We start from the raw sequence: 26,524 nt of genomic DNA, 5'->3' as shown, positions 1-26,524 counted from the left end.
ACCGCAATTTCCGCTAGCCATCGCTGCCCCGGCTTATCGTCAACCGTATCCCGGAGCGCAAAAGTGACTCAAGCCGCAGCTCGCACCCTGATCGCATTCATTACGCTGGTTGCTCTCAGCCTGCCCGTATCCTCAGGTGCCGCGGGCAGCCAATCGCCACTTGACCTTAAAGCCCAGGCCGACAGCACACTCTCCCCGTTTACCGGCTACACGCGCGATCACTGGCTCGAGATCGCCGGGCGGATCGTGGCCGGCTTCCTGCCCTATTTCGACCGCGAAACAGGGATGCCGGATTTCCGCGGCGAGGACGCCGAGAGCGGGCATTTCCAGTACACCGGCAGTTTCGAGGGCGAAAGCCGCAACGCGTTCGGCCGCACGATGATCCTGGCGTCGTTCTATTGCGCTGCCACCGGCGGCAACCGGGTTCCTGGCTGGCAGGGGACGGTCAACGGGCCTTACCTGATCGGCATGATCCGCGGGACCAATCCCGACGACTCGGCCTACTGGGGGCCGACCGGGCCTTACGGGGCGTTCGGCAACCAACTGGCCCAGGCGATCATGTACTGCCCCCGCTATTTCTGGGACCCGCTGACCGATACGCAGAAACGCCGCCTGGCGGCCTGGTTCCGCGAGCTTGTCCACGGGGTGGGCTACGAATGCAACTGCTGGTATTTCAACACCGGGCCGGTTCCGGTACTCGAGCGCTACGGGTTCGACTATGACTATGACTATATCACCGAGAAGATGGCGCGGCTGCAGAGCTGGCACTCGGGGGACGGCTTCTTTATCGACGGGGGCAACCGGGCCTGGGATTATTACAACTTCTGGGGTTTCCAGATGTTCAATCTCTACCACTACCGCTACACCGGCAAGTGGCAGGAGAAATTCGGCCGGGGAATCCGGGAAACCACCGCCAGATTCATGGAGCATTTCCCCTGGTTTTTCGGCTCCGACGGCTCCCCGGTCCCGTTCGGCCGCTCGCTGACCTACCGGGTGGCCTCGGTGTGCCCGGTGGGCTACGCTGAGGCGGCGGGGCTGGCCACACTCGATCCGGGACTGGAGCGGCGGATTGCATCCGGGACACTGAAATACTTCTGGGAGGGCGGCTTGCTCAGTCCCAACGGCCTGGTCCAACCCGGCTGGCTCGGCCCCAACGCGATTATCGCCGAGGACTATATCCACCGCGGCGCGCCCTACTGGGTCAGCGTGGGGTTCAGCCCGCTGCTGCTGAGCGCCGATCACCCGTTCTGGACCTCGCGCGAGAAACCGATGCCGGCCGACAACACCAGCGGCGTCCACGTGGTCTCCGGCAGCCAGATGGTGTTCCGCACCGACGCCGTGCGCGGCGAAAGCAGGCTGTACCCGATCGGCAGCCCGCGCCACAATACACCCGGCTGGCAGACCGGGATCAAGTATTTCCAGCACGCTTATTCCTCGGTGCTGGGCTGGGCGGCGTTGGGCGAGGAAGGCCCGGACCTGTCGGCCGGGCGCAGCGGGGTCAGCCTGGACGGGAAAACGTGGGTCTACCGCACGCAGCCATCGGCGCTGTTTATCAGCGAGCGGCACAACGCCGACTACTGGATGGCCGATCTGGGCCGGGACGGATCTGCCCGGGTGGTGACCCAGACCCTGATCGGCAAAAAGGGCGAGGCGCATTGCGTGTACCACACCTATCCCAATCCTCTGTACATGCGGATGGGCGGCTACGGGATCTCCGTGCCGCACGGCAGCCGGCCCGCTGAAATCCTCAATCCCAACGACCTCAGCCTGCGCTTGAGCGGCGGCGAGTTCGAGAGCGTGATACGCGTGCTCGAAGCCCCGGAGGGCCGGCTGGAGACGGTCCACGTCCTGCCGCGCGAGGGCTGGAACCACAGCCACCTGTTGGGCGGCAGCGGCGCGTGGCCCCAGTGGACCAGCAGCGAGCCGGTGCCGCCGCGGACGCTGGTGATATTCTACGCCGACGGGGCGAAGGGCGAACGGATCGATCTTCCGGAGTTCGAGGTATTCAAAGACCGGCTGGAGGAGGGGCTGTGGGTGCGGTTCGAGGATGTGCAGAACCTGATCGAGATTTTTTAGGCCAGAAAAAGATTCCGCAATAATTTGCCGCGGGCGGGCTGGATAACGGCCCGCTTTTTTTATGCGATTCCACTGCTGAAAAAAAATTGTTCATTCAGCCATTTCCTCCCGATCCGACAGAAATAATATTATTCGCATAATCCACCTAAACGTATACTAATTAACCAGTTGCGCTGGACATGGCCGGTATTCCGTGTTATTTTAAGGCCAGAATAACTGGTGTGCAGGACTATTCTCAGTAACCTGGGGGCAACATGGGAATTTTCGAACAATTACTGGCCGAAGCAAGAGCAATCGACGCTATCATGTTGGAGTATGACGTGAGCGACCGGGATACCGTGCAGGCGATGCAAGAGTTGGAGCGCGGGGTCAAGGCTTTGGCAAGCGGCATTAAAGGAGGGCCGTGGGAAGCTGAGAGAAGCAGGGTGAAACGCGCCGCGCGAATAATGCTGAACAAAAGCGCTAAAATCCCGCAGCAACTGGAACGACTGGTCAGCAGGATCAGCGGCAATACTCAAGAAACCAGGCAATTGCAAAAGCATGCCCGGCAAATCCGCGAGGCCCGGAATGCGACGCAGAACGCTCTGCGCGAAACGGAGCGGAGATCATCTGTAATATTTAACGGGACTGCGCTGAGTCCCGGTACGAGCGCTTACCCGCTCGTGCTGCTCCATCCGGGCGGCACCTCAGAGCAATCTTATCCTCCAGCCGCGGATTTTGTGATTACCGGTACTGAAGGGGCGCAGGTCTCACTGGCGATAGAGCATGTGGCCACGATCCCATTCGGCGGCCATTACCATGACGTGGGGCGCGAACCGGAATTTACCGGGACGTTCAGCACCGACCTTATTTCGGCCAGAGCCACATCCGGTAGTGACCCGGCGCTGGAGTTCGAGATACCGCACAGCGGCCGGTCGGTAACGGTGAATTACCAGGCGACTGATTTCTGCTCCAGGTTTAGAATAACGCTGGTAATGCAGGGATTCGGCAAGTGCGATTTCCCGCTGGAGGTGAAATTTGCCGAGACCATGGAAGACCTCAGCGCAGTTGACCATCCGTATATAGAAACCTACACTCGCGACGGTGCACATCCCGACTCACACTGGGGCCGGGAAAAACTGGTGACCGCGATAACCGACCTGGCCGATGCTTTCGGGCGGGAGTTGGAAGCCGGGCGGTTCGGGGAAGTAACTGATGATCAGAGGAAATTATGGGTCAATGACTTGAGTTTACCTTGGGGAGGGCATATAGAATCTCACGGTAATCATAAGTGGGGACAAAATGTTGATATTAACCATTGGAGAATGAATAAGAAACAAATAAGCTGGTTACACAAAAATCTTAAGGAATATTTCGATTACGTACTTTTTCACGGCAAAATCCTTCATTGGCATTGCTCGGTACATATCTCTTTATAAATCAATCAGCACCTGGAAGCACTTGCCATTTATTATTGTAGTAGTAAAACACGTAAGTTCCTGATTCATAAATACCATAATCAATCCCGTCGTGTACGATTGGAGGCAATTCTTGGTCATCTGGGTAACCAAATAAATCATACATCCGGGTGATGTAAGAGCTATCAGCGACAGAAATATGATACGAACAGCACCAGAGGTCTGATTTGCTGAAATGGTGTCTGTATCCTATACTAGTAGGTTGCTTATCTATTATATCGAAACTATCAACTGATGCATTCCAAAAAACAAATATACAAGTCTTTTTCCTGTCGGTGCAATAAACAGCCCAATCTTTTTGCCCTTTTACGTTTAACTCTCCACTCACAACATTGCTGGGACCAAAATTATCCATTGGAGTTATAGGTTTTAACTGCGGAATAACATAGCCTCGCTCATCCAGCCAGTCGGCAATATGCTCCGGCAAATCCGGATGCTCGCGGGGAAACAGGTAAGGTGTATTGCGCTTATCAATCGGCGGGCGGGTATCCAGCAGGGAAGCGGCTGTATCCGCATACAAAGCGCTTAGCCCGGTTTGCTGCTGCATCAGCGCCTCGGGTGTAAGCTGCTCACGGCCCGCCTCCTGCCCTCCGCCGCAGGCTACCAGCAGGCAGGTGATTAACAGGCCCAAAAGCATTTGATGGTGATTAACTGCCAATACGGCATCCCTCCGGTTGCGTTCAACACATATAATACATCTTCCGTAATAATTCGGCAATACTGATTAAAGAAAATTCTAAGCCGCCAGGAACCACCCATACATCAAGACCTACACGAATGACGAAGAAACTCATCCCGATTCCCATTGGGGCCGGAAAGAACTGGTGGAAAACTCTTTAATACGGCCAATAGGCATAAGATAGGTACTCCGAAAGAGCATTATCACTGTTCTGTTCATATGCAATAGGCAGAACTTGATCTGACACATTACTATTACTCAATCTGCGCCCGGCAAAACAATCCATTCGCAGTTAGAGTAGTAAAGGATATTTGAGCCTGACTCGTAAATCCCGTAGTCTATTCCATCATGCTCAATAGGAGGAAGCGGTACATCCGCATATTCACTAGCCAAATCATGTTGCCTTAATATTAACTCCTTTTTTGCTATCCAGATATAAAAGGAACAACAATCCATATCCAAACTGGTAAATTTGTATTCCCTATTAATATACCACGGCTGCTTATCTATTATATCGAAACTATCAACTGTCGCATTCCAAAAAACGAATATACAAGTCTTTTTCCCATCGGTGCTCAACACAGCATAATCAGTCTGTCCAGCTCTGGCAAATTCACCTCTTACCACATTAACTGGATACATTTCTTCCTTTAACTGATCTGGGAAGTGTTCCGGTATATTCTGCGGAATCACGTACCCCCGCTCGCTCAGCCAGTCGGCGATAGGCTCCGGCAGGTCGGGGTGCTCGTGGGGAAACAGATAGGGTGTATTATACTTGTTGATCGGCGGGCGGGTATCCATCAGGGAGGTGGCCGTATCCGCATGCAGAGCGCTAAGCCCGGTCTGCTGCCGCATCCGGGCCTCGGGGGCCGGCTTTTCCGCCCCTGAGTCCGCTCCCCCGCCGCAGGCGGTACAAAACACCGCCAGCAGGAGGATAGAGAACTCTTTCCGATAGTGTGCGCTCAATCCAGCTCTCCCTCACTCAGGTCACTATCTCATAATACATCTTCCGTATTGATTCGGCAATACCTGTTACTAGCCGAGACCTTTGAAATAATCCCAGTGTTTGGAAAAACTAGCTGTCTCTACGCCAACTATCTAATTTTAAATAGTTGTGATAAACAGGCAATCCCTCCAATCTAGGCTTTAATTGTTTTTTCAACGGTCCTCTGGAAGGAGAATTACTTTGGCTACGGCAGCGGACTGACAGTCAGATTCCGGAAATGGGCGAGCGTACCGCGCGCTATCCATAACGCCACGGTGCCCTTTGACCTGCCATGTTTCAGATCATTAACAATCAGGCATGGCTGCTCGCTGCAGTTTACATACAACTGCGCTTTTTTGCCTTCTACGACAATCTTCAATTTCGTCCATTCTCCTGGAACCAGATCGACATATGATTCGTATCTGCCGGGGTACTCCTTTCGTAGTTTGTGCCACGGATAATCAGGATGCGAAACATACTGGCAGGAATGGTTCCGCTGCTGCTGGTTATCGGCTCTGCCGTTTGACGGACGCAGGTAGAAGCATTCGTAATGCTGCGGATCATCCGGATTGACGCGAAACGCGATGCCGACAAAGCCCCCAATGCGTCGGTTGTGTTCCGGGGCCGGGTTCGCCTGCTAATTCCACTTCAATAATCCCGTCATCGATTTCAAGCTCCGGGATGATCCCGAGCGTTTCAGTGCCGGACTCCTTAGTCGTCGAAGTCAGACGAAGCGCGCGTTTGCCATGATACTCGACGGCTTCAGCCATGACGTTAACAGACTCGATTTCGTCAGGCGAGGTTAAGGGAACTATTTTTTCCGTGGCCCGGGAAATACCGAACATCCCAAAGAACATTGCTGCCGTGGCTGACCAGATAAGTGATCTGCGCAAAATATTTTCCTTCCCCTCAAATTTTACACTTCAGGTTGGATTCGAAAATCAATTTCAATCTTTGTCTGGTAAATGCAAACTTTAGTCTGCGCTTTGCAGTTCAAGGCCCTCCATGTCTTCCAACCGGCCGATATATCCCCAGCCTCCATACGCTTCAAAAACCATTAATACTAATTCATTATCGCCCTTTTTCAGGTCCAGAAAAACGGCGTCATTCAAGCCGACGATTCCCAGGAACCCGGGGTCTCTAGAGCGAAACTGGCTGTTCCCGTTAAATAAAATCTTTCCATTGAGAAAAATATTTATCCTGTCGCTATATCCGAAGTTGAGTTTTTTTACCTGCTCTTTTCCGGAACGAATAAGAGTCCTTGCCAGGACGTAACTTTTTCCGGGGTGTTTGCGGAAACGCGCGATATTCACCAGACCGGATGATTCGCTGCTGATTGCTTGCCACGCGATAGTCGATACTTTTTGTGAATCAAGGGAAAGCTCAGTATCGATCCCGTTCGCCTCGAAGACTTGAGAAAGCTGCCATCCGGTTATCATTCCCGCGGGAGTCTTAGGTTCCGGCGCGGCTTCAAAGCTAATCCCGTTATCCTCACTATACCTGAAATTGGCAAAATGAACAGACTGTGCCAGACCGCTGCCGTAGCTCCAGGGACCTATAGAACCTTTACTGACGCCGTGTTTCAGGTCGTCAATAACCAAAGCCGGTTCGTCCGAGTTGTCGAGATAGACCCTTGCCTGCTTGCCTGAAACTTCCATTTTAACATGAAACCAGCGCTTGAACGGGATAGCAGCTTCAGCCGTAAATCCATCTCCGCTATACAACTGCCAAGCCTCCAATCCATTAAATTGGGGCATATATTGCAGGGCATCGAACTTATCGGTTGCCTGGGGGCGCAGGTAGAACAATTCATGATCTGCTTCGGATTGCATCCTGAAATAAATCCCCGCATAGGCTTGGCTTCCCTCAACGGCCATATCCCACTCGATGGTTCCGTTTTCAAACTCCACACCTTCGAGATAGGCTCTGCCGGTAAGGCTTTTTTCCCCGAGGTAGCTCTCTACTTTGGTATCAGAACCCAGGAACACCCAGCGCCCGGACTCGAAGTCAATGACATCTGTTTGAGCTTTTGCAGCACCAGCAAAGAGTAACAAAAATAAAAACGACAGTCCGATTTTTGTAGAGCGGTCCAGTACAATCATGATGTCTCCGGTTTGAAAGGAAAAAAAGGGAACATTATTGCAGCTAACCAAAAGTGCCGTGTCTTCACATTAATAGTGTCGGCTTTTTAGTAAATTATTCCTCCAATTTCAGTATCACAGAAGCGATACTCTTCTTCAGAAGATCGACAAGTTTGTTGACTGGCGGGAGTTAGAGACTTTTTTCTGCCAATGTACAAGGCCAGCCGCCGGGGCCGGCTTTTCCGCCCCTGAGTCCCCTCCCCCACCGCTGGCGGTGCAAATCACCCACAGCAGCAGGGTCGATAAAAAAACGGGAGACACTTCGGGTCTCCCGTTTCCATCTTTCGCCCCACGTGCAATCACAGGTACTTTGCCGGGTCAGTCCTCCAGCCGGGGCACGGCCAGCCCCTGCACCGGCACACCGTGGCTCTCGGCGTAGACGTTGATAATCTTCACCAGGCTGTCGCGCCAGGCGGGCAGCTCCATGCGCTGGAACGGGGCCATCATGTAGTCCAGCCCCTTGCGGCGGTCGGCCCAGTGGTCTTTCACGTCATCGAGCACGTGGACGAAATCCCGGCCGTCCACGCTGCGCCCTTTCTCGTAGCGGCTTTTCTCCCAGACAGTTTTCAGATTACTCCACATCCACTCGCGCTTTTCCAGCAGCCCGGCCACCGTGTTGTTGGCCCCGACAAGGTTGGCAACCGCGTTGCCGTGCTTGCCCTCGGCTGCCGCCGCAGCCGCCGAGAGCAGCGACTTCTCGGCCCTGTCGAGCTGGAGCAGGGTTTCGATGAAGTGACGTTCGAGCTGAGCGATACTGAGATAGACTTCCTGGTTGTAACGGTTGCGCTGCAGCTTGGTCATGTTACGGTTGAGCAGGGCGATCAGCCGGTCGTTGTTCGTCCGCAGCTCCCCGGCGCCCTCGATCTGCTCGGCGTATTTACTCTCGAACGTGGCCTCGATACTCAGGCTGGCCGGGTCTGGCAGCGAGGGCGGGAAGAGCAGCTGGTCGCGGCGGGTGGTCCCGACACCGGGCCCGTAGCTGTTGCCGTAACCCGGATCGCGCTCCCTGCTGACAATCCTCTCCCAGCCGTCCTCGAAAAAGCGCGCACCCTCTGTGAGCAGGTTGTATACCTCCACCATGTCGCCGTGACCGGGTCCGTAGAACGCGTCCATGAAATCAGCCACGGTCTGCTCTGGTGTCGGCGATTTGTGGGTCCAGGCGTACTGGGTTACCGAGACCCAGCCGAGCCAGAATGTCTCCTCGTGCAGCCCGGAGTCATCCCACGCCGCGGCGAACGATCCGATCGGATTGGCGCCCATTTCCAGGCCGCGGACAACCGTGCCCGCATTGCCCTCAACCCGACCCCTGGTGTAGCGTCCCCGGTAGACAGTCGGCAGGTGGTTGGGGAACAGGTACTCTCCGCCCTGGGTGCTGCTGTAGGCCAGCTGCCTGATCCCGACTTTGGCCTCCATATCGAGGAAATCCTGTTCACCGCCCATCACGCCGTCGATCAAGTCCGGCGGAAGCTGCAGCAGGTGTTCGGCGAACAGCGGGTACTCGACCCAGGCCAGCATCCGGCGGCCCCGGGCCTTGAGGAATTCATGGGCCTTGAGCGCGAAATCGATCCAGGCCTGGCTGCGGTTCTCAGCGTTGTACTCCCGGTCGCATTTACCGCAGATCCCCGCATAGTAGACTTCATCGGTCGAGACATGGAAATACTCCACACCGGGCGTGGCCTCGATCATGTCGTCATACATGTCGAAGATCAGCTCGATCGCTTCGGGGTCGCACATGCAGGCCTGATAGTTTGAACCATCGGCCCGAAGGTGGGCGAACTGCTCGTGCTTGAGCACATAGGCCATGTGGGCCGGACTCTGGATTACCGGGACCAGCTGCATGTGACGCTTCAGAGCGTAGCGGGTCAGCTCCTGCATCTGCTCCTTGGTGTACGCTCCGGGCGCTCCGATTATCGGATGACTGGGGTATTCGTACTTGTCTTCCATCTCGAAGCCGATCATGTTGACCTTGAAATAGGCCAGCCAGTCGATCAGGCGCTTGAGCGTCGAGATCCGTTTCTGGTTGTGCTTGGTGTCCCAGTGGACGAACCGGAGCTGGAGATCGGGCCAGTCGGTGATCGTACCCACGGGCAGGCTGTAACCGCCATCGGCACCGGACCGCAGCAACTGCAGGAAACTCTGGACCCCGTAAAACAGGCCCGGGGCCTCGTTGGCGGTGATTTCCACCCTGCCGGGTGCGATCGTGAGGCGATAGCCCTGCTTCAGCAGTGCGGGGTCATCAACGCCGGTTACGGTCCCGGCGGCTATTTCCAGCACTACTTTACCTGAGCCTTCACCCCCAAACTTCAGGCCATGCAGCTCTTGCGCTCCCTCGATAAGCCTCTGCCGCGCGATATCCCCGTCAGCCACCCCCTCTGCCGTTACCCCCCACGACCCGTCGAGAGAAATGTCACCGGCCTGAAGTTCTACCTGCTGAGGAGCGGGGATCAGCGCGTAGCCGCGTTGACGGAGTTCCGTAACAAAAGCTGACGCGCTCGTGACCCAATACAGTGCACAAGTTACGATCACCAAAGTTGAGACTCTCAGCTTGCTCATCTTCCTACTCCTCCGTTCGGTAAATATTTCGAAAAACCAGCTCAGTCAGTTTATTTGCGTAAGACGGCGGAAGTGCCAGTATTACTTTACCTTGCACATCCGATAGTTATCAACTATCATAACAAAAATACAGTTCATTCGCCACCTTTTTGCCCGGCAAACCTGCACAGGAGAAGATCAATGCGGATACCTGCAATCCTGACAATCGCTGCCATTTTTACCTGTATGCCGATCACCGATAACCCGCGTGCGGCCGAACACGAAACCGACCTGACCGGGTTCGTGGACATTTTCGACGGGAAGACGCTGGACGGCTGGTCCAAACTGACAAGCTACAACGACCACGGCCAGTGGGAGATTATCGATGGCGCGATTGCCGGGGACCAGTGGCCCGCGGGAGAAGGCGGCCTGCTTGCCACCGACAAGATGTACAGCGATTTCGAGGTATACGCCGAGGTCAAGACCACGTATCCCCAAGACTCCGGGCTGTTCCTGCGCGTCCAGCCGAACGTACTGTCCTACCAGATCACGATCGACCATCGCCCCCAGGGAGAGATCGGCGCGGTCTACATTCCCCTCGGCGGCGGGTTCGCACAGCATTGTTATCGCGGTTTCAGCCTGTGGGACCCGTTCGACTACAACGCGATGAGGGTCCGGATCGAAAGCCAGCCGCCCAGAATCCAGATCTGGCTCAACGGCGAGAAGATCAACGACTACCAGGGCGTGCTGAAAAATGACGGCACTCCGGTGGTGCCTCACAGCGGCACGATAGCGATACAGGTCCATCCCGGCGAGAACTGGCGCAAAGGCAGCAAGGTGCTGTTCCGCAAGATCGCAGTCAAGGAGCTTAACTAGCGTAACCCTCACGGCCGCCGGCACCCGGATCTCTGCCGGGAAAACGAGAAACTGGCCCGTCAAAAACAACAGGAATTAAATGACGCCTACCGTACTCTAACGGATTACTGCACGGGGTACGAATATTCGTTCCGGCGGGAAGATCGCCAGAATTTCCATTCGGGCGAGGATTTCCGCTGGGACCATTTCGGTGAATTTCAGGCCGAGACAGGACGCGGGCCGGCACCCTTTTTGCGCAAGCACCTTGATTGCAATCCATTAATCTTAAGCGTTTTAGCAAAAAGGGTGCCGGCCCGCGTCTTTCAGCTTTTGCGATCGCAAGATTTCCCCGGCTGTTACCCGGATTATCACTAACCCGGAAGGCAGGCAGCGAAATGGATAATCAACTCAAATTCTCATTCGGCCTGATGGTTATGCTGGCTGCTCTGCTGCTGCCGGTGATGCTGGCTGGCGCTCCGCTCAGGGTGATTATCGACACCGACGCCGCCTGCGAGCGCGACGATCAGCATGCGATTGCCTACGCTCTGCTGAGCCCCGAGTATTTCGCTATCGAGGGTTTCACCTCGGTACACAACGGACAGGGGACCTCGGAAAAGAATTTTCTGGAAATCCACCATCTGCTGGGTATGGCCGGAGCCAGGGGTATCCCGGTGTTCAAGGGTGCCGACCGACCGCTGCCCGGAACTGATACTCCGGTGGCCAGCGATGCGGTCAAGTTCATTATCGAGCGCAGCAAGGCTGCCGGTGATACCGAACTGGTGGTGCTGGGAATCGGCGCGGCAACCAACCTGGCCAGCGCGATTCTGCTCGATCCAGGGATCGCCGACAGGGTTACTTTCGCCTGGCTGGGCGGGGTGGGCTGGCCGGATGGGGACGGGGACGAGCACAACATGATGCAGGACCTGGCTGCCGCGCGCGTGCTGTTCAGTTCAGGAGTCAAGCTGCTTTATATCCCGTGCGGCAATAACGTGCTGTTCCAGACCAAGTTTCACAGCGCGCGCGCCCTGCGGGGAGTAAGCCCGCTGGGAGATTACCTTCACCTGCTGATGATGACCAACCGCTGGCCGATGGATGAGCCGTTCAACCTGGCCGACCTCACCGCAGTTACCGCTCTGGCTCATCCTGAGATGGTGAACTGGCTTGACTCCCCGGCCCCGTCGCTGGATGAGCGCGGCAATTTCGACTTTTCGAAAACATACGGCCCGATCAAAGTGGCGACCGGTCTGGCGGAAAATGTGTATGGCGGACCTGTTCCGCTGTGGGATGAGTTCTACGGCAAGGTGGCCGACGCCGCGCCGGAGGTTTCTGATATCCGCGAGGAACTCTGCCGGGTGTTGAACGTGCATCCCGATCCGCCCGGAGTGCAGGCGGTGGAGGGCGAGGTGGAGCGGTTTGAGGGATACACGCGCCAGGAGGTCCGCTGGCCGACCATTTTCGGCGAATGGGTCCCGGCCTATCTCTGCCGGCCCGTAAACGCGAAAGGCAAACGCCTGCCCGCCGTAATCTGCCTTTCCGGCACCGGCGGCGACCGGATCGTGCTCACCCGGCCGGATTTCGGGATCGGCGAGTATGTCTCGATCGGCCGGACGGCTAAGCACAACCGGATGATCGGCTGGGCCGCCGAGCTTGCCCGGCGCGGCTATGTGACCCTGGCGATGACCCAGCGGGGCCTGGGTGACCGCGGCCGCACCGGCGATAAGCAAAGCAAGGCCGCTCTTATCCGTGGATTCACCAGTCAGGGGATCCACACCTACGAGATCCGCCAGGCGCTCACCTATCTGGCCGGGCTGGAAGATGTCGATCCGCAGCGGATCGGCTGCACGGGCATGAGTTTCGGCGGGATCACCACGTTCTATACTACGGCAGTCGACCGGCGGTTCGCGGTGGCCGCGCCCCTCTGCGGCGGCATCGGCACGCTGCGGCACATGCTCGAGATCGGCACGCCCGGTTACCACGGCCATTACTGGTGGCTCCCCCGTATCCTGCAGCATTTCGACATGCCGGAACTGGTGGCCTCCCAGTCCCCGCGGCCGTACTTCATCGCCGCGCCGCTGGACGATATCGGGATGCCGAAAGAGGGAGTGAGCGAGTTGCTGGAGAAAGTCCGTCCCGTGTACAAACAGGCCGGTGTGCCTGATGCTTTGGTTGCCTTTCGCCCGCCGGGCAAGCATTCGTTTACCCGGCCGATGTTCGAGGAACTCGTGAAATTTTTCGACAAGTGGCTCTGAGAAAACGGAGGACCGATGATCAGGCTCAAAGCAGCCGTGCTGCTCGCGGCCCTGCTGCTGTTCAGCGGCAGCGCCCGGGCGGCCAAAAAAATCATCTTCGACACGGACCTCGGCGGCGATATCGACGATGCGTTCGCCCACGCGCTGGTCCAGATCAGCCCGGAGTTCGAGGTGCTGGGGATCACGGTGGGCGACGGACCCACCGAGGGACGGGGAAGAGTGAGCTGCCGGATGCTGTGGGAGGCCGGACAGGACACGATCCCGGTGGCGGTTGGCAGGGCCACCAGACTCGGGGATAACCGTCCGCTCCAGATCAACTGGGGCGACGGGTTCGACCGCTGCCGCCCGCTTGATGAGTCCGCGGCGGATTTCATCATCCGCTTGCTCAAAAAGTACCCCCATCAGATAACGATTATCAGCGTAGGGCCGGTAACGAATCTGGGCGATGTGATCCGCAAGGACCCCGGGGCCTGGAAACTGGTCAGGGAAGTGTACTCGATGTTCGGCTCGTTTTACATGGGCTATGACCGCGGACCGCGGCCCAGCGCCGAGTGGAATGTCCGCGCCGATGTGGAGAGCGCGCAACTGTTCATGACCAGCGGCGTGCCGATCACCCTGGCCGGACTCGATGTCACCACCATGGTCAAGTTCGACAGGGACCGCCGCCTCCAACTGCTTTACCGCAACTCGCCGCTTACCGACGCGATCTCGGCGCTCTATACCCTGTGGTCGCTCCCCAATCCCGAGGGACGCGACCCCACCCTGTTCGACCCGGTGGCGGTAGCGATGGCATTCACCGACGAGTTCGTCCAACTCCGCCGGGCCCATGTACGCGTTACCGATGAGGGCTTCACGGTAGTGGATGAGAGCAAGCCGCCCAACTGCAAGATCGGGATCAACATTTCCACCGCCCGCTTTATTGACTGGCTGACCCGCAGACTATTGACACAGAACAACATGCGCCTTTGACTCGCATTGCGAACCCGGGCCTGTCACGGCCCGGGCCTAGCCCCCAAACCTTGTAATAATCCATGAATTGTCTATATTGGTGCACTTCACGCACAGCTTCAGCGCTGTCGCGGACTTTCTTGCACGATAACCTTTAATCTTTGGGGAGCACACGATGCGCGGGTTATTGATCTTGGTGCTGGCGGTTCTGCTGATTCCCTCGCCTGCTTCCGCCCGTCTGGAAGCCGGTCTCGGTCTCTCACTCGGCTGGCCCTCGGGCGATTTCCAGGATGAGGTCGATTTCGCCTGGGGTGGCGGCGGACGGGTGGGCTGGAGCTTTGGCGAGGTTTCCCCTGCCAAGGCCACTGTCTTTCTGGATGTCAACTACCTCAATTACGGCCGCGAACGTCGGGTGGAACCGTTCAGCTATACTATCCCCGACGTCTTCGTGGACGTGATTACCGACAACTACCTGATACATTTCAGTCCGGGCATTTCTGTCGGCCTCCGCAACGGCCCGTTCCGTCCGTATGCCGAGGTTTATGGCGGGCTGACTTATATCGCGACCAAGACGAAGATCGAAAACCGCAGCCTGCCCTCCGTGCCGATTGCCGAAAGCACCAATTTCAACGACTACACCTACAATTTCGGCTTCGGCGGTGGACTGAAAATACGTCTCTGGCAGAGCAAGGATTCCGTTCCGGCGGTGGACCTTCGCGAGGCCCTGCTGGATATCAAGCTCAGCTATGTCAAAGGCGGCGAGGCCGAATATCTGAAAAAAGGCTCCATAGAGCGGCTCGAAAACGCCACGATCCGCTACGGTACGGTTCGTACGGCCACGGATATCGTCCAGGCGAGAATCGGTGTTTACCTGACTTTTTAGCACCCTGATTGAACGGACCATCCATTTTCGATGAGTGTGGAAATCACAGCAAATCCTCTGGACGAGACCGCCTCGAATAACGGTGATACCGCCAACGGAGACTATCCCTACGAGCGGCGGGTGATCTGGCTTACCAGTATCGGCCACGGGATGATGCACGTCATGGAGCTGATCTACGCCGGTATCCTGCCTCTGCTGCTGCTGGAGTTCGATCTCAGTCTGGCTCAGGCCGGAGTGCTGGTGTTTCCCGGTCTCGTTATGCTCGGTGCGGGCAGTTTTCCCGCCGGCTTCCTCTCCGACCGCTGGGACAGTTACCGGATTTTCCTGCTTTTCTTTTTCGGTTCGGCCCTCAGCTGCCTGTTGGCCTCGATCTCCAATTCCGTCTGGCAGCTCGCCGGCTCCCTGGCCGCGCTTGGACTGTTTCTCAGCCTCTACCACCCTTCGGGGCTGGGACTGATCTCGATGGGTGTGCGACGCAAGGGCCTGGTGATGGGGATCCACGGCATTTTCGGCAGCGTCGGCCTGGCGATCAGCCCGTTCCTGGCCGGTTTCCTGGGCGTCAGGTTCGGCTGGAAAACGGCGTTCGCTCTACCCGCGGTTTTGAGCCTGCTCTGCGGCGTGGCGATGCTGTTCTTCCCGATCAGGATCGCCCATCACGAGATCGATGAGCACGGCAACAAAGTTCGGCCCACGATCGAGGCCTCCACGCGCCGGACATTGCTCTGGCTTTACGGGATCATGATCGTCCTCGGCTTCGTCTACCGCGGAGTCATGACCTATCTGCCCAAGTTTATCGGCGAGCGGTTCGAGGTCGAGTCGCTGAGCGCGGTCGTGGCCGGTGGTCTGTTCGCCTCAATCGCCCTGACTATCGGCGGGCTGGGCCAGATGTGGGGCGGCCATCTTTCGGACAAGGTCGACCCGTTCAAGCTCTACAACTGGGTTGTGCCGGTCTACGCGCCTATGCTGCTGATAGCTGCCATGTTCGGCGGTTGGCCGCTGATCCTGGGGATGTGTATCTTCTTCTTTTTCTTCTTTTCCGGACAGCCGCTCGAAAACCAGATGCTGGCCCGCGCCACTCCCCCGGCATGGCGCAGTACCAGTTACGGGGTCAAGTTCGGCCTCAACCTCGGAGTCGGCGCGTTGGCGGCTCCTGTCTGCGGCTGGATCGGCGACATGTGGGGCATGGGCTGGATATTTTACAGCCTGGCGCTCATCCTGCTGCTTGCCGCAGCCGGTGTCTTCCGCCTCCGCGCGGTTCATGAAAGCGGTTCCAGGACCGCGCTTTCACAGGGCTGAAAGTTTTTCCACGGTCGCGGATTCATCTCTCCAAACCGCCATCCCTTGACTAACAGCCGTTTTTCCGGCATTTTAATGAGTGCCGGGGCGCGCCGGTTTTCCTGCCATTTCGCAAACCGGCCAACGGCTTCCCGGCGGTGCTGGCAGGTAAATGGATAATCTTTGTTCATTACCACGCTGACATGGAAGGTTGAGGAAGATGGGGGGTGATCAGGAGCGTGACAGCCACCTGTCGTCAGGACTGAAAATATCGGCGGTGAGCGCGGCGGTCAATGTCGTGCTCTCGGCGGCAAAAGTGGCTGCGGGCATCTACGGCAACAGCCGGGTGCTGGTGGCCGACGGGCTGCATTCGTTGAGCGACCTGGTCACGGACGCGGTGGTTGCGCTGGGACTTTATTACGGCAACCAGCCTTACGACGCCAGCCATCCGTACGGGCACAAGAAAATAGAAACAGTAGCGGAGATGATTACCGGCGGCCTGCTGGTCGCATTCGCGGGCTGGATGGTAGTCTCGGCGCTGAGGGCCCTGGGCGGAGGGACTGTCGCTTCACCGTCGCTGCTGACACTGGTCGTGGCCTGCGTGAGCATCCTGGCCAAGGAATGGCTGTTTCGCGCCACGCTCAAGGTGGGCAGAAAACTGGAAAGCGGCGCTCTGGTGGCCAACGCCTGGCACCACCGCAGCGATGCGCTGACCTCCCTGTTCGCCATGGCGGCGATTGCGCTGGCCCGTCTGCATCAGTCGCTGGTGGTCCTCGACCCTCTGGCCTCGATAGGGGTTTCCATCCTGGTCGGCAAGATCGGGGTCAATATCGCCTGGACTGCCTTTCATGGGATTATCGACACCGCGCCGGACGCGGATGTGATCGGGCGGATACGGGAAGTCTCCCTGGCCCAGGGCGGAGTGAGCGGGATTCACAAGGTCAGGGCGCGGTATCTGGGCGGCCAGATAATCGCCGACTTCCACATCAAGGTCGATCCTGACCTGACGGTCCACGAGGGCCACCGGATCGCCAGCGCGGTGGAAAAGGCTGTCGGTGCAGAGCTGGGAAACATTTACGACGTCACTGTCCACGTGGAGCCTGCGGACGGGAACGGATAGCACTGCCGGAGTCTCGGCTCCAATCAGGGAAACAGCCGGAACGGCCGGAAATACACGGAGACCGGATGGAGACGACAGGCCATGAGCGATAACAAGCAAACCGACAGGCTGCCCACGGTGCAGTTCGGCCCGCACCGGGTGACCCGGTTGATTGTGGGTGGAAATCCGTTTGTCTGGAACAGCCATTATTCTGAGGACATGAACCGGGAGATGGAGCAGTATTTCACCCCTGAGCGCATCGTGGAAACCCTGATCCGCTGCAAAGGGGCCGGGATCAACACTTTCCAGGGCCGTGGCGACTACCACCGCATCTTTCACTGCCTGGAGCTGATGCGCCGTCGGGGCGAGGATATCCAGTTTATCGCCCAGACCGCCAGCGAGATGAGCGACATTCATCATAACATCAAAATGATCGCCGCTTTCGGAGCGCAGGGGATCTATTTCCACGGCACCGAGACTGACAAGTACTGGCGCGAGGGACGGATCGACTACGTGCGGGATTACCTCAAAACCATGCGGGACACCGGTGTGCAGGTGGGGATGGCGGCCCATATTCCGGAGATATTCGATTACGTGGAGAGCAAAGACTGGGACCTGGATTTTTATATGACTCCCTTTTACAATCTCGCCCGCAATCCCCGCGAAAGCGCGGTGGTGACCGGCAAATTCGAGGAGGAGGAGTTCCTTCCCGACGACCCGCCGCGGATCTGTAAATTTATCCAGCAGACCCCCCGCATGTGCCTGGCTTACAAGATCCTTGCCTGCAGCCGCAAGGCGGATTCCCAGCAGGAAGTGGCCGACATGTTCAAGTGGGCGTTCGCCAGGATCAAGCCCACCGACTGCGTGGTGGTCGGCATGTTTCCCAAGTACGACGATCAGCCCGTGCTGAACGTCCGCTACACGATCGATGCGGCAGCCGCGGCGGCAAAAGAACGCGTGTCCCTGGTCTGAATCCGCTTTTTTCATTTTTCCAAGCCAACTGCTAAGGAGTCTCGTGGATGGAACCCGTAAAATTCGTTCTGGTCGGCACAGGCAATATCGCGGGCACCTATGTTGCCGCCACCTCGAAAGTTGCCCAGGCTGAAATCGTCGGCGTGGTCAGCCGCGATGCGGGCCGGGCGGCCGAATACGCAGCCGAGCACTCCCTCGGGGAGTCGGCGGACAGCCTGGAGGCGCTGGAAACCGGCTACGACGCCGTGATGCTCGCCACGCCCAACGGCCTCCATCACCGCGACACGCTGGCCGCAGCCGCGCTGGGCAAGCACGTACTGACCGAGAAACCGCTGGATGTGACCCTGGATAAGATGGACGGGATGATCGCCGCCTGCCGCCGGGCAGGGGTCCGGCTGGGCGTGGCCTTCCAGCGGAGGATGAGTCCGGCCAATATCGCGATGAAACAACTGCTCGACAGCGGTGCGCTGGGCAAGCTCTACGCTGCCGACCTGAGTGTCAAATTCCTGCGCGGGCAGGATTACTACGACAGCGGAGCCTGGCGCGGAACCAGGGCTGTCGACGGGGGCGGGCCGTTCATCCAGCAGGCCAGCCACAACGTGGACACGATCACCTGGTTTTTCGGCCTTCCCGCCAGAGTACAGGCCGTAACCGGCTTGCTGGCGCACACGGGGATCGAGGTCGAGGACCACGGGGCCGCGATTCTGGTCTGGCCCGGCGGGATGATCGGCACGATAGTCGCCAGCACGGTTACCAGCCCCGGCTACCCTGTCCGGCTCGAGATTCACACAGAGCGGGGATCGGTGCTGACAATCAACGACGAGATCGAACGCTGGGACGTGGAGGGTGTTGACCGGCCGGAAGTGAGGAGCGCCGAGGCTATCCATAGCGGCGCCGGCGCGGGCGGCGCGGCCGTGACAGACACCAGCGGCCATGAAGCCATTATCGCCGATTTCTGCGAAGCTGTGCGCACCGGCCGCGATCCGGCGGTCAGCGGCGAGGAGGCGCGCAGGACGGGGCTGCTGATCGACACGATCTACCGCGCTGCCGAGGCGAGGCGCGAGGTGGAAATCCCGCAGTAAAATTCAGCTCAACAGAGCTAGCAAGAAAAACCCCCGGTCTCGATGTCCGAGACCGGGGGTTTTTATTACGCTTCTTCGCTTCGAATCAGAACGGGACTTAGAACCCGAACTGGAGGCTGAAGAAGTTGTCGGCGGTCAGGCGGCCCTTGTTCTGGTAGGCGTAGTTGAAACTGACCGCCCTGCTGCCGAAGATCTGCTTGATACCGCCGCCGAAGCTCAGTCCGCGCCAGGTGGGGTCCTCGCCCAGGTAGTCGTAACCCAGGGCGTCCTGGCTGGCGGTGAACTCGTCGGTCTGGATCATCCAGCCCGTCCTGAACGCACCGGAGAGGAACGGAGTGAAATTGTAGTTCAGCTCCGTGCCGACGGTGTAGCTGATCGGGATGTTGCTGTTTCGCCAGACCTCGGCGCTGGCCAGCCAGTTGGCGGCCTCGCCGGTGTAGAGGTTATAGGCCAGCGCGATTTTCACCGTGGTCGGCAGACGGTAGGTGTGCGTCGCGCGGAAAGCATCGCGGTCGGAACGGGTCGCTATTGCGAAGGGATCGGTGGAATAGTCCCCGTATCCATCGGGCACGCCGCCGCCAAGCGCCTCTGGCCCGACACCGATCCTCAGCGTCTCACCCTTCATGGTGATGTTGGTGCCGAGGTTCTGGATCGCGAAGCTGAAGCGGATTTCCCTGTCGGCCAACTCGGTGTGGTAAATCGCACCGGCGTCGATGCCGAACGCGTTACCGGCGATGTTCTGGAAGAAGTCCTGATGGATGTACTTAACGTTCATCCCGGCCACGAACCGGTCCGACAGGTTGTAAGCAAAGCTGACGCCCATCTGGAAATCGAACGCGTTGTAGAAACTACCCGTCCCGTTGGGGTTGGTAATGGTTGTGATTTCCTCATCAGGAACATCCAGATAGCCGGCGAACACGCCGATGGTCATCACGTTGTCGGCGATCGGCGTTGCGAAGGCGGCATAGCTGTAGGACAGGTCCAAGGTGTAGTCCACAACCGTCAGCATCACCTCGCGCTGGTCCATCAGGCCCAGGCCGGCCGGGTTCCACCAGATTGCGGAAATGTCGTCAAGCACAGCCGAGCAGGCGCCGCCCATACCGATTCCGCGCGCCCCGACCGGGATGGTCAGGAACTCCGCAGCACGGACACCCACCGAACTGCTGGCGTCCTGGCGTCCCTGCGTGGGATACTTGTCCAGACCGGTGTATTCCTTACGCTCGATACCCTGTCCCAGCAGAGGCAAGGCGACGAACGCGAGGAGTACGCCAGCGGTCGTTATGGCTCTTAATGCCATCTTTCTCAACATAACTAACCTCCATATACTCTTGAATGGGAGGAACAATTTCCGAGTAAGCATGTCACACCGCGTCTGCATCAGTTGACGATGTAGAACTTACCCGTGTGCGTTTCTCCCCGTTCGTCCGTCACGTGGTAAAAATACAGTCCGCTGGCTACGGTCTGCCCGAAACGGTTCTTCATGTTCCAGGCCTCGGTACCCGAGTGGTTGTCGTAGCCTGTGAACACCAGCGGGGTGTTGTCCGGCTGGATGTTATCCAGGTCGGTGAAGTTGCCCCAACCGGTCCGGCCGGAACCGATATGGTTCAGCACGTTGACCAGGTTGCCGCCCAGCGAGTAGATCCGAATCGTGCAGCGGTCAGGCAGGTTGACGAAATCGATCCTGCGGTTGCCGCCCGACTGGTCGAGCATCGAAGTGGCGATATAGGGGTTCGGCACAACCCGGATCTTCGACAGCTCGATATCCTCGAGATTCATGGTGCTGCCCTTGACCTCGATCTTCCACTTGTCGCCCAGGAAAGCTGGACCGGGCTGCTGGGTGAACTCGTCGTCGTCGTCGTTCCAGTCACCGTATGCGGTGATTAACGTCATCGCGCCGCTCGGCACCGCGGTGATACTCGAGAAGTTCAAGAATACACCACCCACATAGAGATTGATTTCCTCTACGCCATCCGTATCCACTGACTGCACCAGCAACAGTGAACGTGTCGACTGGGGCGGCTCCACGTTCTTGTAACCGGGATAAGTTGCTCCCATATCCTGAGTAATATCACGAGGTGAAAGATCCGTGGGTACGAAGCCCCAGCCTTCCTCGTCCAGATACGGGGTGAACCCCAGGGAAGCTCCACGGACAGTCTCGTTAACCGAGCTGACCGAGACGCTGCTGCCGGAGGCCTGCAACGATATCTCGTAGCGGCCGGTGCGGGTAAAGGCGTGCCAGGTACCGTTGGTATTATAGACCGTTCCTCTTGTGTCGAAACCCCATGTTCCGCCCATTATCTGGATGTCGGAACCGGAGGCGCCGCTCACATCCAGCTGGACTTGGAACGTGCCCGCGCCCCGTCTGTAACGGGAGTCGAACGTGCCTTGCACCTCGTAGGTGGCTCCATCTGCACTCATGTCACCGGCAAACGATACTTTACCGTCACTCCAGTCGCCGTAGTGGCGGACGATGAACTGCTTCTCCCCGGAAGCCAGATTTCCCGATTCATCGACCAGCGCCGCGGTTCTTCTTCCAGCCCTCTCGCCGTTCGGTCCCATATCGGTGATCGCCAGAAAAGTCGTAAAGTCTGAGGTCATTTTCTCGTCAAGCACCGGAACCACAACGACATCAGTAAGCTTGGGCGTCAGGTAAACCGGGGCCTGGGTCAGCACACCGTCCGCGCCGGTCAGTGTCACTTCCGGCAAATCGCTGGCGGTAACGCTGCCGCCGCTGCCGTTGTAGCTGAAGCTCTTGACCTCGGCGGGCCTGAAGTTGCTCGCGTCGGAACGGGGCCGGACCGTGAAGTAATTGGGCGGGAACGTCCTGTTCCAGGTCTTGGACTGATCCGGATCGGGCAGGCTGAACGATTCGCCCGTAGCCGGATCGTTGTTCCGGTCGAACGGCACCAGCGCGTACCAGACCTTAATTCCGTTACGCAGCCGGTAGTAAGGATCGTCTTTCTCACTGGTGTCGAGGTAGCTGAAACCGAGGTTACCGCCGCCGATCGAACCCTCCCAGAGCATCTCCGCATGGGCGTCGCTGGGTCCCACGTAGCTGCGGTAGAGCCGGAAGCCCTCGAAATCGTACTCGCGGTATACACCGTTGGGATCGACTTCAGGATTTTCCTGGATGAAGTAGTAATACTGATCCGGAGTGTTGAGGTTGACGTTGCTCCAGGTGATAGTCACCTGGCGGTCGCCCGGCACGACTGTCATCGGGGGCGGAATCGGCGTCTGCGGCAGGATGTAGGCGCCGCCGTAAACGATCTGGGCCACGTCCTGCATCCTCTCCAGGGGAACGAGCTGGACCTGCATGTTCGGATCGTCGATGTTGGCGATGTCGTTAGGCAACATCACCAGCGGCGGGTTGGTCGGATAAGCGGCCATGATCGCGAAATCGGTGAAGGTCGTATCCCGCGGGCCGAACTGGTGCAGTCCGCTCCAGGCGTGGTAATTGATCCGGCCCTGGCGGCCCCACAACCACTGGTTGTAGCGGTCGTCGGAGGGCACGATCACACCGGGGTTGCCGGAAAGCCGGCGGCCGGTGTAAGGGCTGATCTCGTCGCCGTAAAAGTCGGAGATGTCCCGCTCGCTCCCGTCGGGCTGCAGGCAGGTGGCCCAGCGGAAAGTATGGCCGGGGTCCGAGCGCGTGCCCATGTCCTGTGCCGTCGAGATACCGAAATCGGCGCTCCAGCGGAAGTTGGTGGTATTGGACAGGTAGGTGGTATCACCATTGAACTCCATGTTCTTCAGCGGAGTGTAGCCGATAATGAAAGCCATACCGCCATTGGTGAACCCGCTCTCCAGACCGTTCTGGTCAACCATGCACTTGATCACGCGGGCGGGATGGAAGGCCCAGCCTTCATCCATGCTCACCGTGCTGAAGCCGATGCCGAAATAGTTTTCGACATACATCAGCGCGAAGCTGTCCCAGACCTGTCCGTCGGGAGTACTCGCCACCTGAGCGACGAAATCTGAGTTGTTATTGTACTTGAGGTATTCGCTCATGTTGCGGATGAACAGGTGCCCGAAAGCGAGGTCGTTGCTCTCGCCGAAATCCAGGAAATAGAACTGGTATTCCAGCGACACGCCGGTGGGCGGGACCGAGCGGTGGTAACTGATGTTCCAGGCATCCGAATGCATGGCGCCCATCGTCTCGCGTCCGAACATGATCGGCTCGCCGCCTGCGGAATGCCCGTCACGGAACTCGGCCGGCCAGCGGGCGAGGTTGTCGGGGTCCAGGGAACTCCAGACCTCGTTGTTCTCGACACGACTCATCCACTGGTCCATGCGGTGGCCGGCGGCGACACCTTCCAATACGAGGTCCATGGATTCCAGGGTACCCCGCCGGCCGCCAACGGTACGACCGCGGCTGCGGCCATAGAGGGTATCTTCGGCGTAACCATCGCCGTCGATATCCCTGGCTACGGCCAGGAAGTGTCCCCATCCACCCTCGAAAGTCGGGATGATATTCCCCGACCCGCGAGGATATTCACTCGTGCCCGCGAAAACTGTCGAGCCGAGCCTCATGTGTAAGCCGAAGTTGTTGCCCTGAGATATTCTGTCCCTGCTCTGCAGAGCCAGGCCATCGGTGGCCAGACCCAGCACCAGGGCAACAGCGGCCAGGGTGAAAAATATTCTGCTGGTTTTCAACATAATCTTTCTCCCGTCGATTCAAAAGAGACGTACAGTTGTACAATTGTCCGAGTCAGGATCAGAAACTGAACTCGATACCGCTCCTGATCTGGCGCGCCCTGCCCCAGCTCCTCCAGTTGTCGGTTCCCCTGGCGAAGGCGTCGGCAATTGCTCCCCTGGCCGCTTCATCGATGGTGAGCACACCGTCCCCGTCGAAATCACGAGTGAACAGAAATTTCGCGTTGGTCGGAGCAGTGTCCCACTCGTATACCACACCACCGGTCACGTACCGGTAACCCTGGAAAGAATAACCGCTGGGATACCGCTGCGGCAGCTTGCGGTTGGTCAGGTTGTAGATCTCCGTGAACACGCTGATCCTGTTCCTGCCCGCAAGGTTGAATTCCTTGTTGAGCCTGAGGTCGATGTTGTAATCCCAGCGTCCGCGCAGGCGGTTGAGGCTCCCGCCGCTTATAGGTCTATAGGGAACATAGACACCGGTGGGCTTGCCGCTCGACACGCTCGGCAGCAGGTAAGCCCTGAGATTCTTGAACACCTTGTTGGCCCAGGTCCCGGCGAACACGTCGTCGTTGGTCATATAGCTGAAATGAGCCGACAGCTGGTGAGTCCTGTCCTCGCGGGAGGGCCGCAGCTCGTCGTCCGTGGACGCCTGGTAGCTCGACCCGCTTGTCCTGGAGAACTGCATGGTGTAGATCAGGTTCAGCGAGTAGTTGTTGCTGAAACGCTTGCGCAGCGTGGCGTCGAATCCCTTGATGTTGCTGCGGTCGCTGTTTGTCCAGGCTCCCTGGATACCGCGCACCCAGCGGTTGGTGACTTCCTGGGTATAGTCGCGGAAGAACGAGCCCTGAGACACGTTGCCGTCAGCATCGCGGTAATAGCCGGTTATATCCACGACCATGTCGTCGGAGAGCAGGTAACTCGTTCCAGCCTCGAAAGCGTCCGTCCTGGAGTAACCCAGTCCGCCGGGATTGGACCCGCTGAAGATGTAGGCGAAGCTGGGCAGCTGGGTGAACACACCGTAGCTGAAGCGGAACTGGGCCTTGTCGGTAACCGGGAACGCCACGTTGAACCGGGGCGAAATCTCGCTCTGGTTCTCGGGGAAGTAACGTTCGCCGTACTGGTCGTTGTTGCGGAAAGCCCAGTTGTCGCGCGGCTGGAACTGATCCCAGCGCAGTCCGTAGTCGAACACGAAGTCGCCGAGGTCCGTACGGTTCTGCACATAAAGGGCCATAATGCGCGGCCTGTAGTCGAACTCATTGTCCAACCGCCTGGGCGACTGGCGGACCTGGAACATGTTGTTGTCGAAGATTATTCCCTGAAAACCAAACTTCATCCGGTTATAACGGTCGATCTGGAACTCGAAATCCAGTTTCAGGTTCTGCTGCTCTTCCCGCAGGTACCTGTAATTCAGGTAATAGAGCTGCGACTCGTCGGAGTAACCGAACGGCGTCCAGTACATGTGCTCGCGGTTCCAGACTCCCGTACCGTCGGTATAGTACCATGCCGCGTCCTCGGGGTTGGCTATGTGGTCCCTGCCCGGGTACGTCTCGACCATGAACGGGATGTCGTGGAGGTTGAAAGAGAGGAACTGGGGGTCGCGCTGCCAGTTCTCCTTGATGTTCGAGGTGTTGATATCCTGGGTCCTCATGTCCATGTAGCGCACCTGCACCGAGGCGCTGCGCTCCGAGCTCTGGTAGAAATCCCAGTTCACTCCGCCCATGAACGTGGCGGTGCGCGTGCGGCGGCCGAGCCCGATCGGGACGTAAGCGAAAGTGTCGGGACCGGAAATAATGTCGCCCTTGAGGGTGGACCACATGCGGTTTCCCAGCATATCCGGAGTCACCCAGCCCTGGCGCCAGTACGGATCGCTTTCAGAGGGCCACTGGCGCTGAGTGCGCGAAAAGTTTTCAGTCAGCAACAGTTTCAGACCGCGGACCGGCGAATATGTCAGCTTGCCGCTGAAGAGCATCCGGTCCTGCCAGTTATCCGGAATCCGCACCGGGTTAGTGGGATTGTAGAGTCCCTGTGAAACCCACGGATGGCCGGAGAAAAACTCCTCGCCCATCCTCTCGGCCCAGACCTCGCGGGCGAACTGCATCTCCTCGAGAGTGAATGCCGGACGAGCCTCGTCATATCCCGCGTTTATCCACCACTCGGGATCACCGTAAACTTGTTGATCGTTACGCACCGCCCAGTTCAGCCGGTCGACAAATTCCTGGTTAACGCCGCGGAAACCCTCGTCGGCGTGAGTGGGACTCAGGTCTTCCATTCCCTGCAGTTCACCTGAAAGATGGAAGTGGAAGTTAGAGATTAGCGGCACCGGGCCGCCAACACTGGTATTCAACTGGTTGTAGCCGTAATCGGAGGTGCGCGGATTAACCTCGTCGGTTGTCCAGCGCATATTACCCCTGAGGTCCGGCCCGCCTTCCTTGGTCACGATATTGATGATACCGCTCTGGGCGTTACCGTATTCGGCCTGGAAGCCACCGGTAATAATATCCACCTGCTCCACCGAGCTGGTGGAAAACTCCATCGGGGTGGTATCTTCACTCAACTGGCCGTCCTCGCTCGTCCAGACCCAGAAAGTACCGGTGCGGAACGGGTCGGCGGTGTAGTTGCGGACAGTTACGCCGTCAAC

At 58.1% G+C, this 26,524-nt stretch carries 18 protein-coding genes and 1 pseudogene (1 of these 19 only partly in view); 10 read left to right on the top strand and 9 right to left on the bottom strand.

Annotation, left to right across the window (positions count from 1 at the left end):
• Positions 1-6: 6 nt before the first annotated feature.
• Together FVQ81_08205 and FVQ81_08200 are read left to right on the top strand one after the other, a co-directional pair.
• A complete protein-coding gene (locus FVQ81_08205; protein MBW7996531.1) occupies positions 7-2,076 on the top strand; it encodes a DUF2264 domain-containing protein in 2,070 nt (689 codons plus the stop codon).
• 254 nt (positions 2,077-2,330) lie between these two features.
• Complete coding sequence (locus FVQ81_08200; protein ID MBW7996530.1) at positions 2,331-3,494, top strand: hypothetical protein; 1,164 nt, start codon at positions 2,331-2,333, stop codon at positions 3,492-3,494.
• A gap of 1 nt (position 3,495) precedes the next feature.
• Here FVQ81_08200 and FVQ81_08195 read toward each other — a convergent pair whose 3' ends face one another.
• The 5 genes from FVQ81_08195 to FVQ81_08175 all read right to left on the bottom strand — a co-directional run bounded on the left by FVQ81_08195 (position 3,496) and on the right by FVQ81_08175 (position 9,891).
• Entirely contained in the window at positions 3,496-4,191 is a 696-nt protein-coding gene (locus FVQ81_08195; protein MBW7996529.1) for a hypothetical protein, read from the bottom strand.
• 279 nt (positions 4,192-4,470) lie between these two features.
• Positions 4,471-5,178 carry a hypothetical protein gene (locus FVQ81_08190; GenBank protein ID MBW7996528.1) on the bottom strand — a complete coding sequence of 236 codons (708 nt, stop codon included), beginning with the start codon at positions 5,176-5,178 and terminating at the stop codon, positions 4,471-4,473.
• A 579-nt stretch (positions 5,179-5,757) separates the two neighbouring features.
• Complete coding sequence (locus FVQ81_08185; protein ID MBW7996527.1) at positions 5,758-6,090, bottom strand: hypothetical protein; 333 nt, start codon at positions 6,088-6,090, stop codon at positions 5,758-5,760.
• Between the two features lie 81 nt (positions 6,091-6,171).
• Positions 6,172-7,299 carry a hypothetical protein gene (locus FVQ81_08180; protein ID MBW7996526.1) on the bottom strand — a complete coding sequence of 376 codons (1,128 nt, stop codon included), beginning with the start codon at positions 7,297-7,299 and terminating at the stop codon, positions 6,172-6,174.
• Between the two features lie 357 nt (positions 7,300-7,656).
• On the bottom strand, positions 7,657-9,891 hold the full coding sequence (locus FVQ81_08175) for a family 20 glycosylhydrolase (GenBank protein ID MBW7996525.1): 2,235 nt from the start codon (positions 9,889-9,891) through the stop codon (positions 7,657-7,659).
• Positions 9,892-10,071: 180 nt separating this feature from the next.
• Between FVQ81_08175 and FVQ81_08170 the strand changes: the two genes are divergently transcribed.
• The 8 genes from FVQ81_08170 to FVQ81_08135 all read left to right on the top strand — a co-directional run bounded on the left by FVQ81_08170 (position 10,072) and on the right by FVQ81_08135 (position 19,233).
• Positions 10,072-10,746: a DUF1080 domain-containing protein gene (locus tag FVQ81_08170; protein MBW7996524.1), complete on the top strand. Its 675-nt coding sequence runs from the start codon at positions 10,072-10,074 to the stop codon at positions 10,744-10,746.
• A 374-nt stretch (positions 10,747-11,120) separates the two neighbouring features.
• On the top strand, positions 11,121-12,974 hold the full coding sequence (locus tag FVQ81_08165; GenBank protein MBW7996523.1) for a prolyl oligopeptidase family serine peptidase: 1,854 nt from the start codon (positions 11,121-11,123) through the stop codon (positions 12,972-12,974).
• Positions 12,975-12,989: 15 nt separating this feature from the next.
• Positions 12,990-13,943 (top strand): nucleoside hydrolase, encoded by a 954-nt coding sequence (locus FVQ81_08160; protein MBW7996522.1) that lies wholly within the window; start codon positions 12,990-12,992, stop codon positions 13,941-13,943.
• Between the two features lie 154 nt (positions 13,944-14,097).
• Entirely contained in the window at positions 14,098-14,805 is a 708-nt protein-coding gene (locus FVQ81_08155) for an outer membrane beta-barrel protein (GenBank protein ID MBW7996521.1), read from the top strand.
• Between the two features lie 30 nt (positions 14,806-14,835).
• A complete protein-coding gene (locus FVQ81_08150; protein ID MBW7996520.1) occupies positions 14,836-16,101 on the top strand; it encodes an MFS transporter in 1,266 nt (421 codons plus the stop codon).
• Positions 16,102-16,300: 199 nt separating this feature from the next.
• Positions 16,301-17,200 carry a cation transporter gene (locus FVQ81_08145; protein MBW7996519.1) on the top strand — a complete coding sequence of 300 codons (900 nt, stop codon included), beginning with the start codon at positions 16,301-16,303 and terminating at the stop codon, positions 17,198-17,200.
• Positions 17,201-17,281: 81 nt separating this feature from the next.
• A complete protein-coding gene (locus tag FVQ81_08140; GenBank protein ID MBW7996518.1) occupies positions 17,282-18,151 on the top strand; it encodes a hypothetical protein in 870 nt (289 codons plus the stop codon).
• 47 nt (positions 18,152-18,198) lie between these two features.
• A complete protein-coding gene (locus tag FVQ81_08135) occupies positions 18,199-19,233 on the top strand; it encodes a Gfo/Idh/MocA family oxidoreductase (GenBank protein MBW7996517.1) in 1,035 nt (344 codons plus the stop codon).
• A 97-nt stretch (positions 19,234-19,330) separates the two neighbouring features.
• Here the strand turns inward: FVQ81_08135 and FVQ81_08130 are convergent, their stop codons facing one another.
• The 4 genes and pseudogenes from FVQ81_08130 to FVQ81_08115 form a co-directional block, all read right to left on the bottom strand.
• On the bottom strand, positions 19,331-20,611 hold the full coding sequence (locus FVQ81_08130; protein MBW7996516.1) for a PorV/PorQ family protein: 1,281 nt from the start codon (positions 20,609-20,611) through the stop codon (positions 19,331-19,333).
• Positions 20,611-23,886, bottom strand: a complete 3,276-nt coding sequence (locus tag FVQ81_08125) for a hypothetical protein (protein ID MBW7996515.1) — start codon at positions 23,884-23,886, stop codon at positions 20,611-20,613. Before FVQ81_08125 ends, FVQ81_08130 begins: the two co-directional genes overlap by 1 nt.
• A gap of 61 nt (positions 23,887-23,947) precedes the next feature.
• The gene (locus tag FVQ81_08120; GenBank protein ID MBW7996514.1) at positions 23,948-26,440 is read right to left on the bottom strand and encodes a hypothetical protein; all 2,493 of its coding nucleotides are present in this window, start codon (positions 26,438-26,440) and stop codon (positions 23,948-23,950) included.
• Between the two features lie 71 nt (positions 26,441-26,511).
• A pseudogene (locus tag FVQ81_08115) lies at positions 26,512-26,524 on the bottom strand (hypothetical protein); it runs 644 nt beyond the window's last position.

It is taken from the genome of Candidatus Glassbacteria bacterium, assembly GCA_019456185.1.
Classification (GTDB): domain Bacteria; phylum Gemmatimonadota; class Glassbacteria; order GWA2-58-10; family GWA2-58-10; genus JAJRTS01.
This window is presented reverse-complemented; position numbering and strand designations above follow the sequence as displayed.

Coding starts and splice junctions, on each gene's coding strand:
- FVQ81_08170 (MBW7996524.1), top strand. CDS start 10,072: ATGCGGATACCTGCAATCCTGACAATCGCTGCCATTTTTACCTGTATG.
- FVQ81_08175 (MBW7996525.1), bottom strand. CDS start 9,891: ATGAGCAAGCTGAGAGTCTCAACTTTGGTGATCGTAACTTGTGCACTG.
- FVQ81_08135 (MBW7996517.1), top strand. CDS start 18,199: ATGGAACCCGTAAAATTCGTTCTGGTCGGCACAGGCAATATCGCGGGC.
- FVQ81_08165 (MBW7996523.1), top strand. CDS start 11,121: ATGGATAATCAACTCAAATTCTCATTCGGCCTGATGGTTATGCTGGCT.
- FVQ81_08150 (MBW7996520.1), top strand. CDS start 14,836: ATGAGTGTGGAAATCACAGCAAATCCTCTGGACGAGACCGCCTCGAAT.
- FVQ81_08140 (MBW7996518.1), top strand. CDS start 17,282: ATGAGCGATAACAAGCAAACCGACAGGCTGCCCACGGTGCAGTTCGGC.
- FVQ81_08145 (MBW7996519.1), top strand. CDS start 16,301: ATGGGGGGTGATCAGGAGCGTGACAGCCACCTGTCGTCAGGACTGAAA.
- FVQ81_08130 (MBW7996516.1), bottom strand. CDS start 20,611: ATGCAGACGCGGTGTGACATGCTTACTCGGAAATTGTTCCTCCCATTC.
- FVQ81_08200 (MBW7996530.1), top strand. CDS start 2,331: ATGGGAATTTTCGAACAATTACTGGCCGAAGCAAGAGCAATCGACGCT.
- FVQ81_08160 (MBW7996522.1), top strand. CDS start 12,990: ATGATCAGGCTCAAAGCAGCCGTGCTGCTCGCGGCCCTGCTGCTGTTC.
- FVQ81_08180 (MBW7996526.1), bottom strand. CDS start 7,299: ATGATTGTACTGGACCGCTCTACAAAAATCGGACTGTCGTTTTTATTT.
- FVQ81_08155 (MBW7996521.1), top strand. CDS start 14,098: ATGCGCGGGTTATTGATCTTGGTGCTGGCGGTTCTGCTGATTCCCTCG.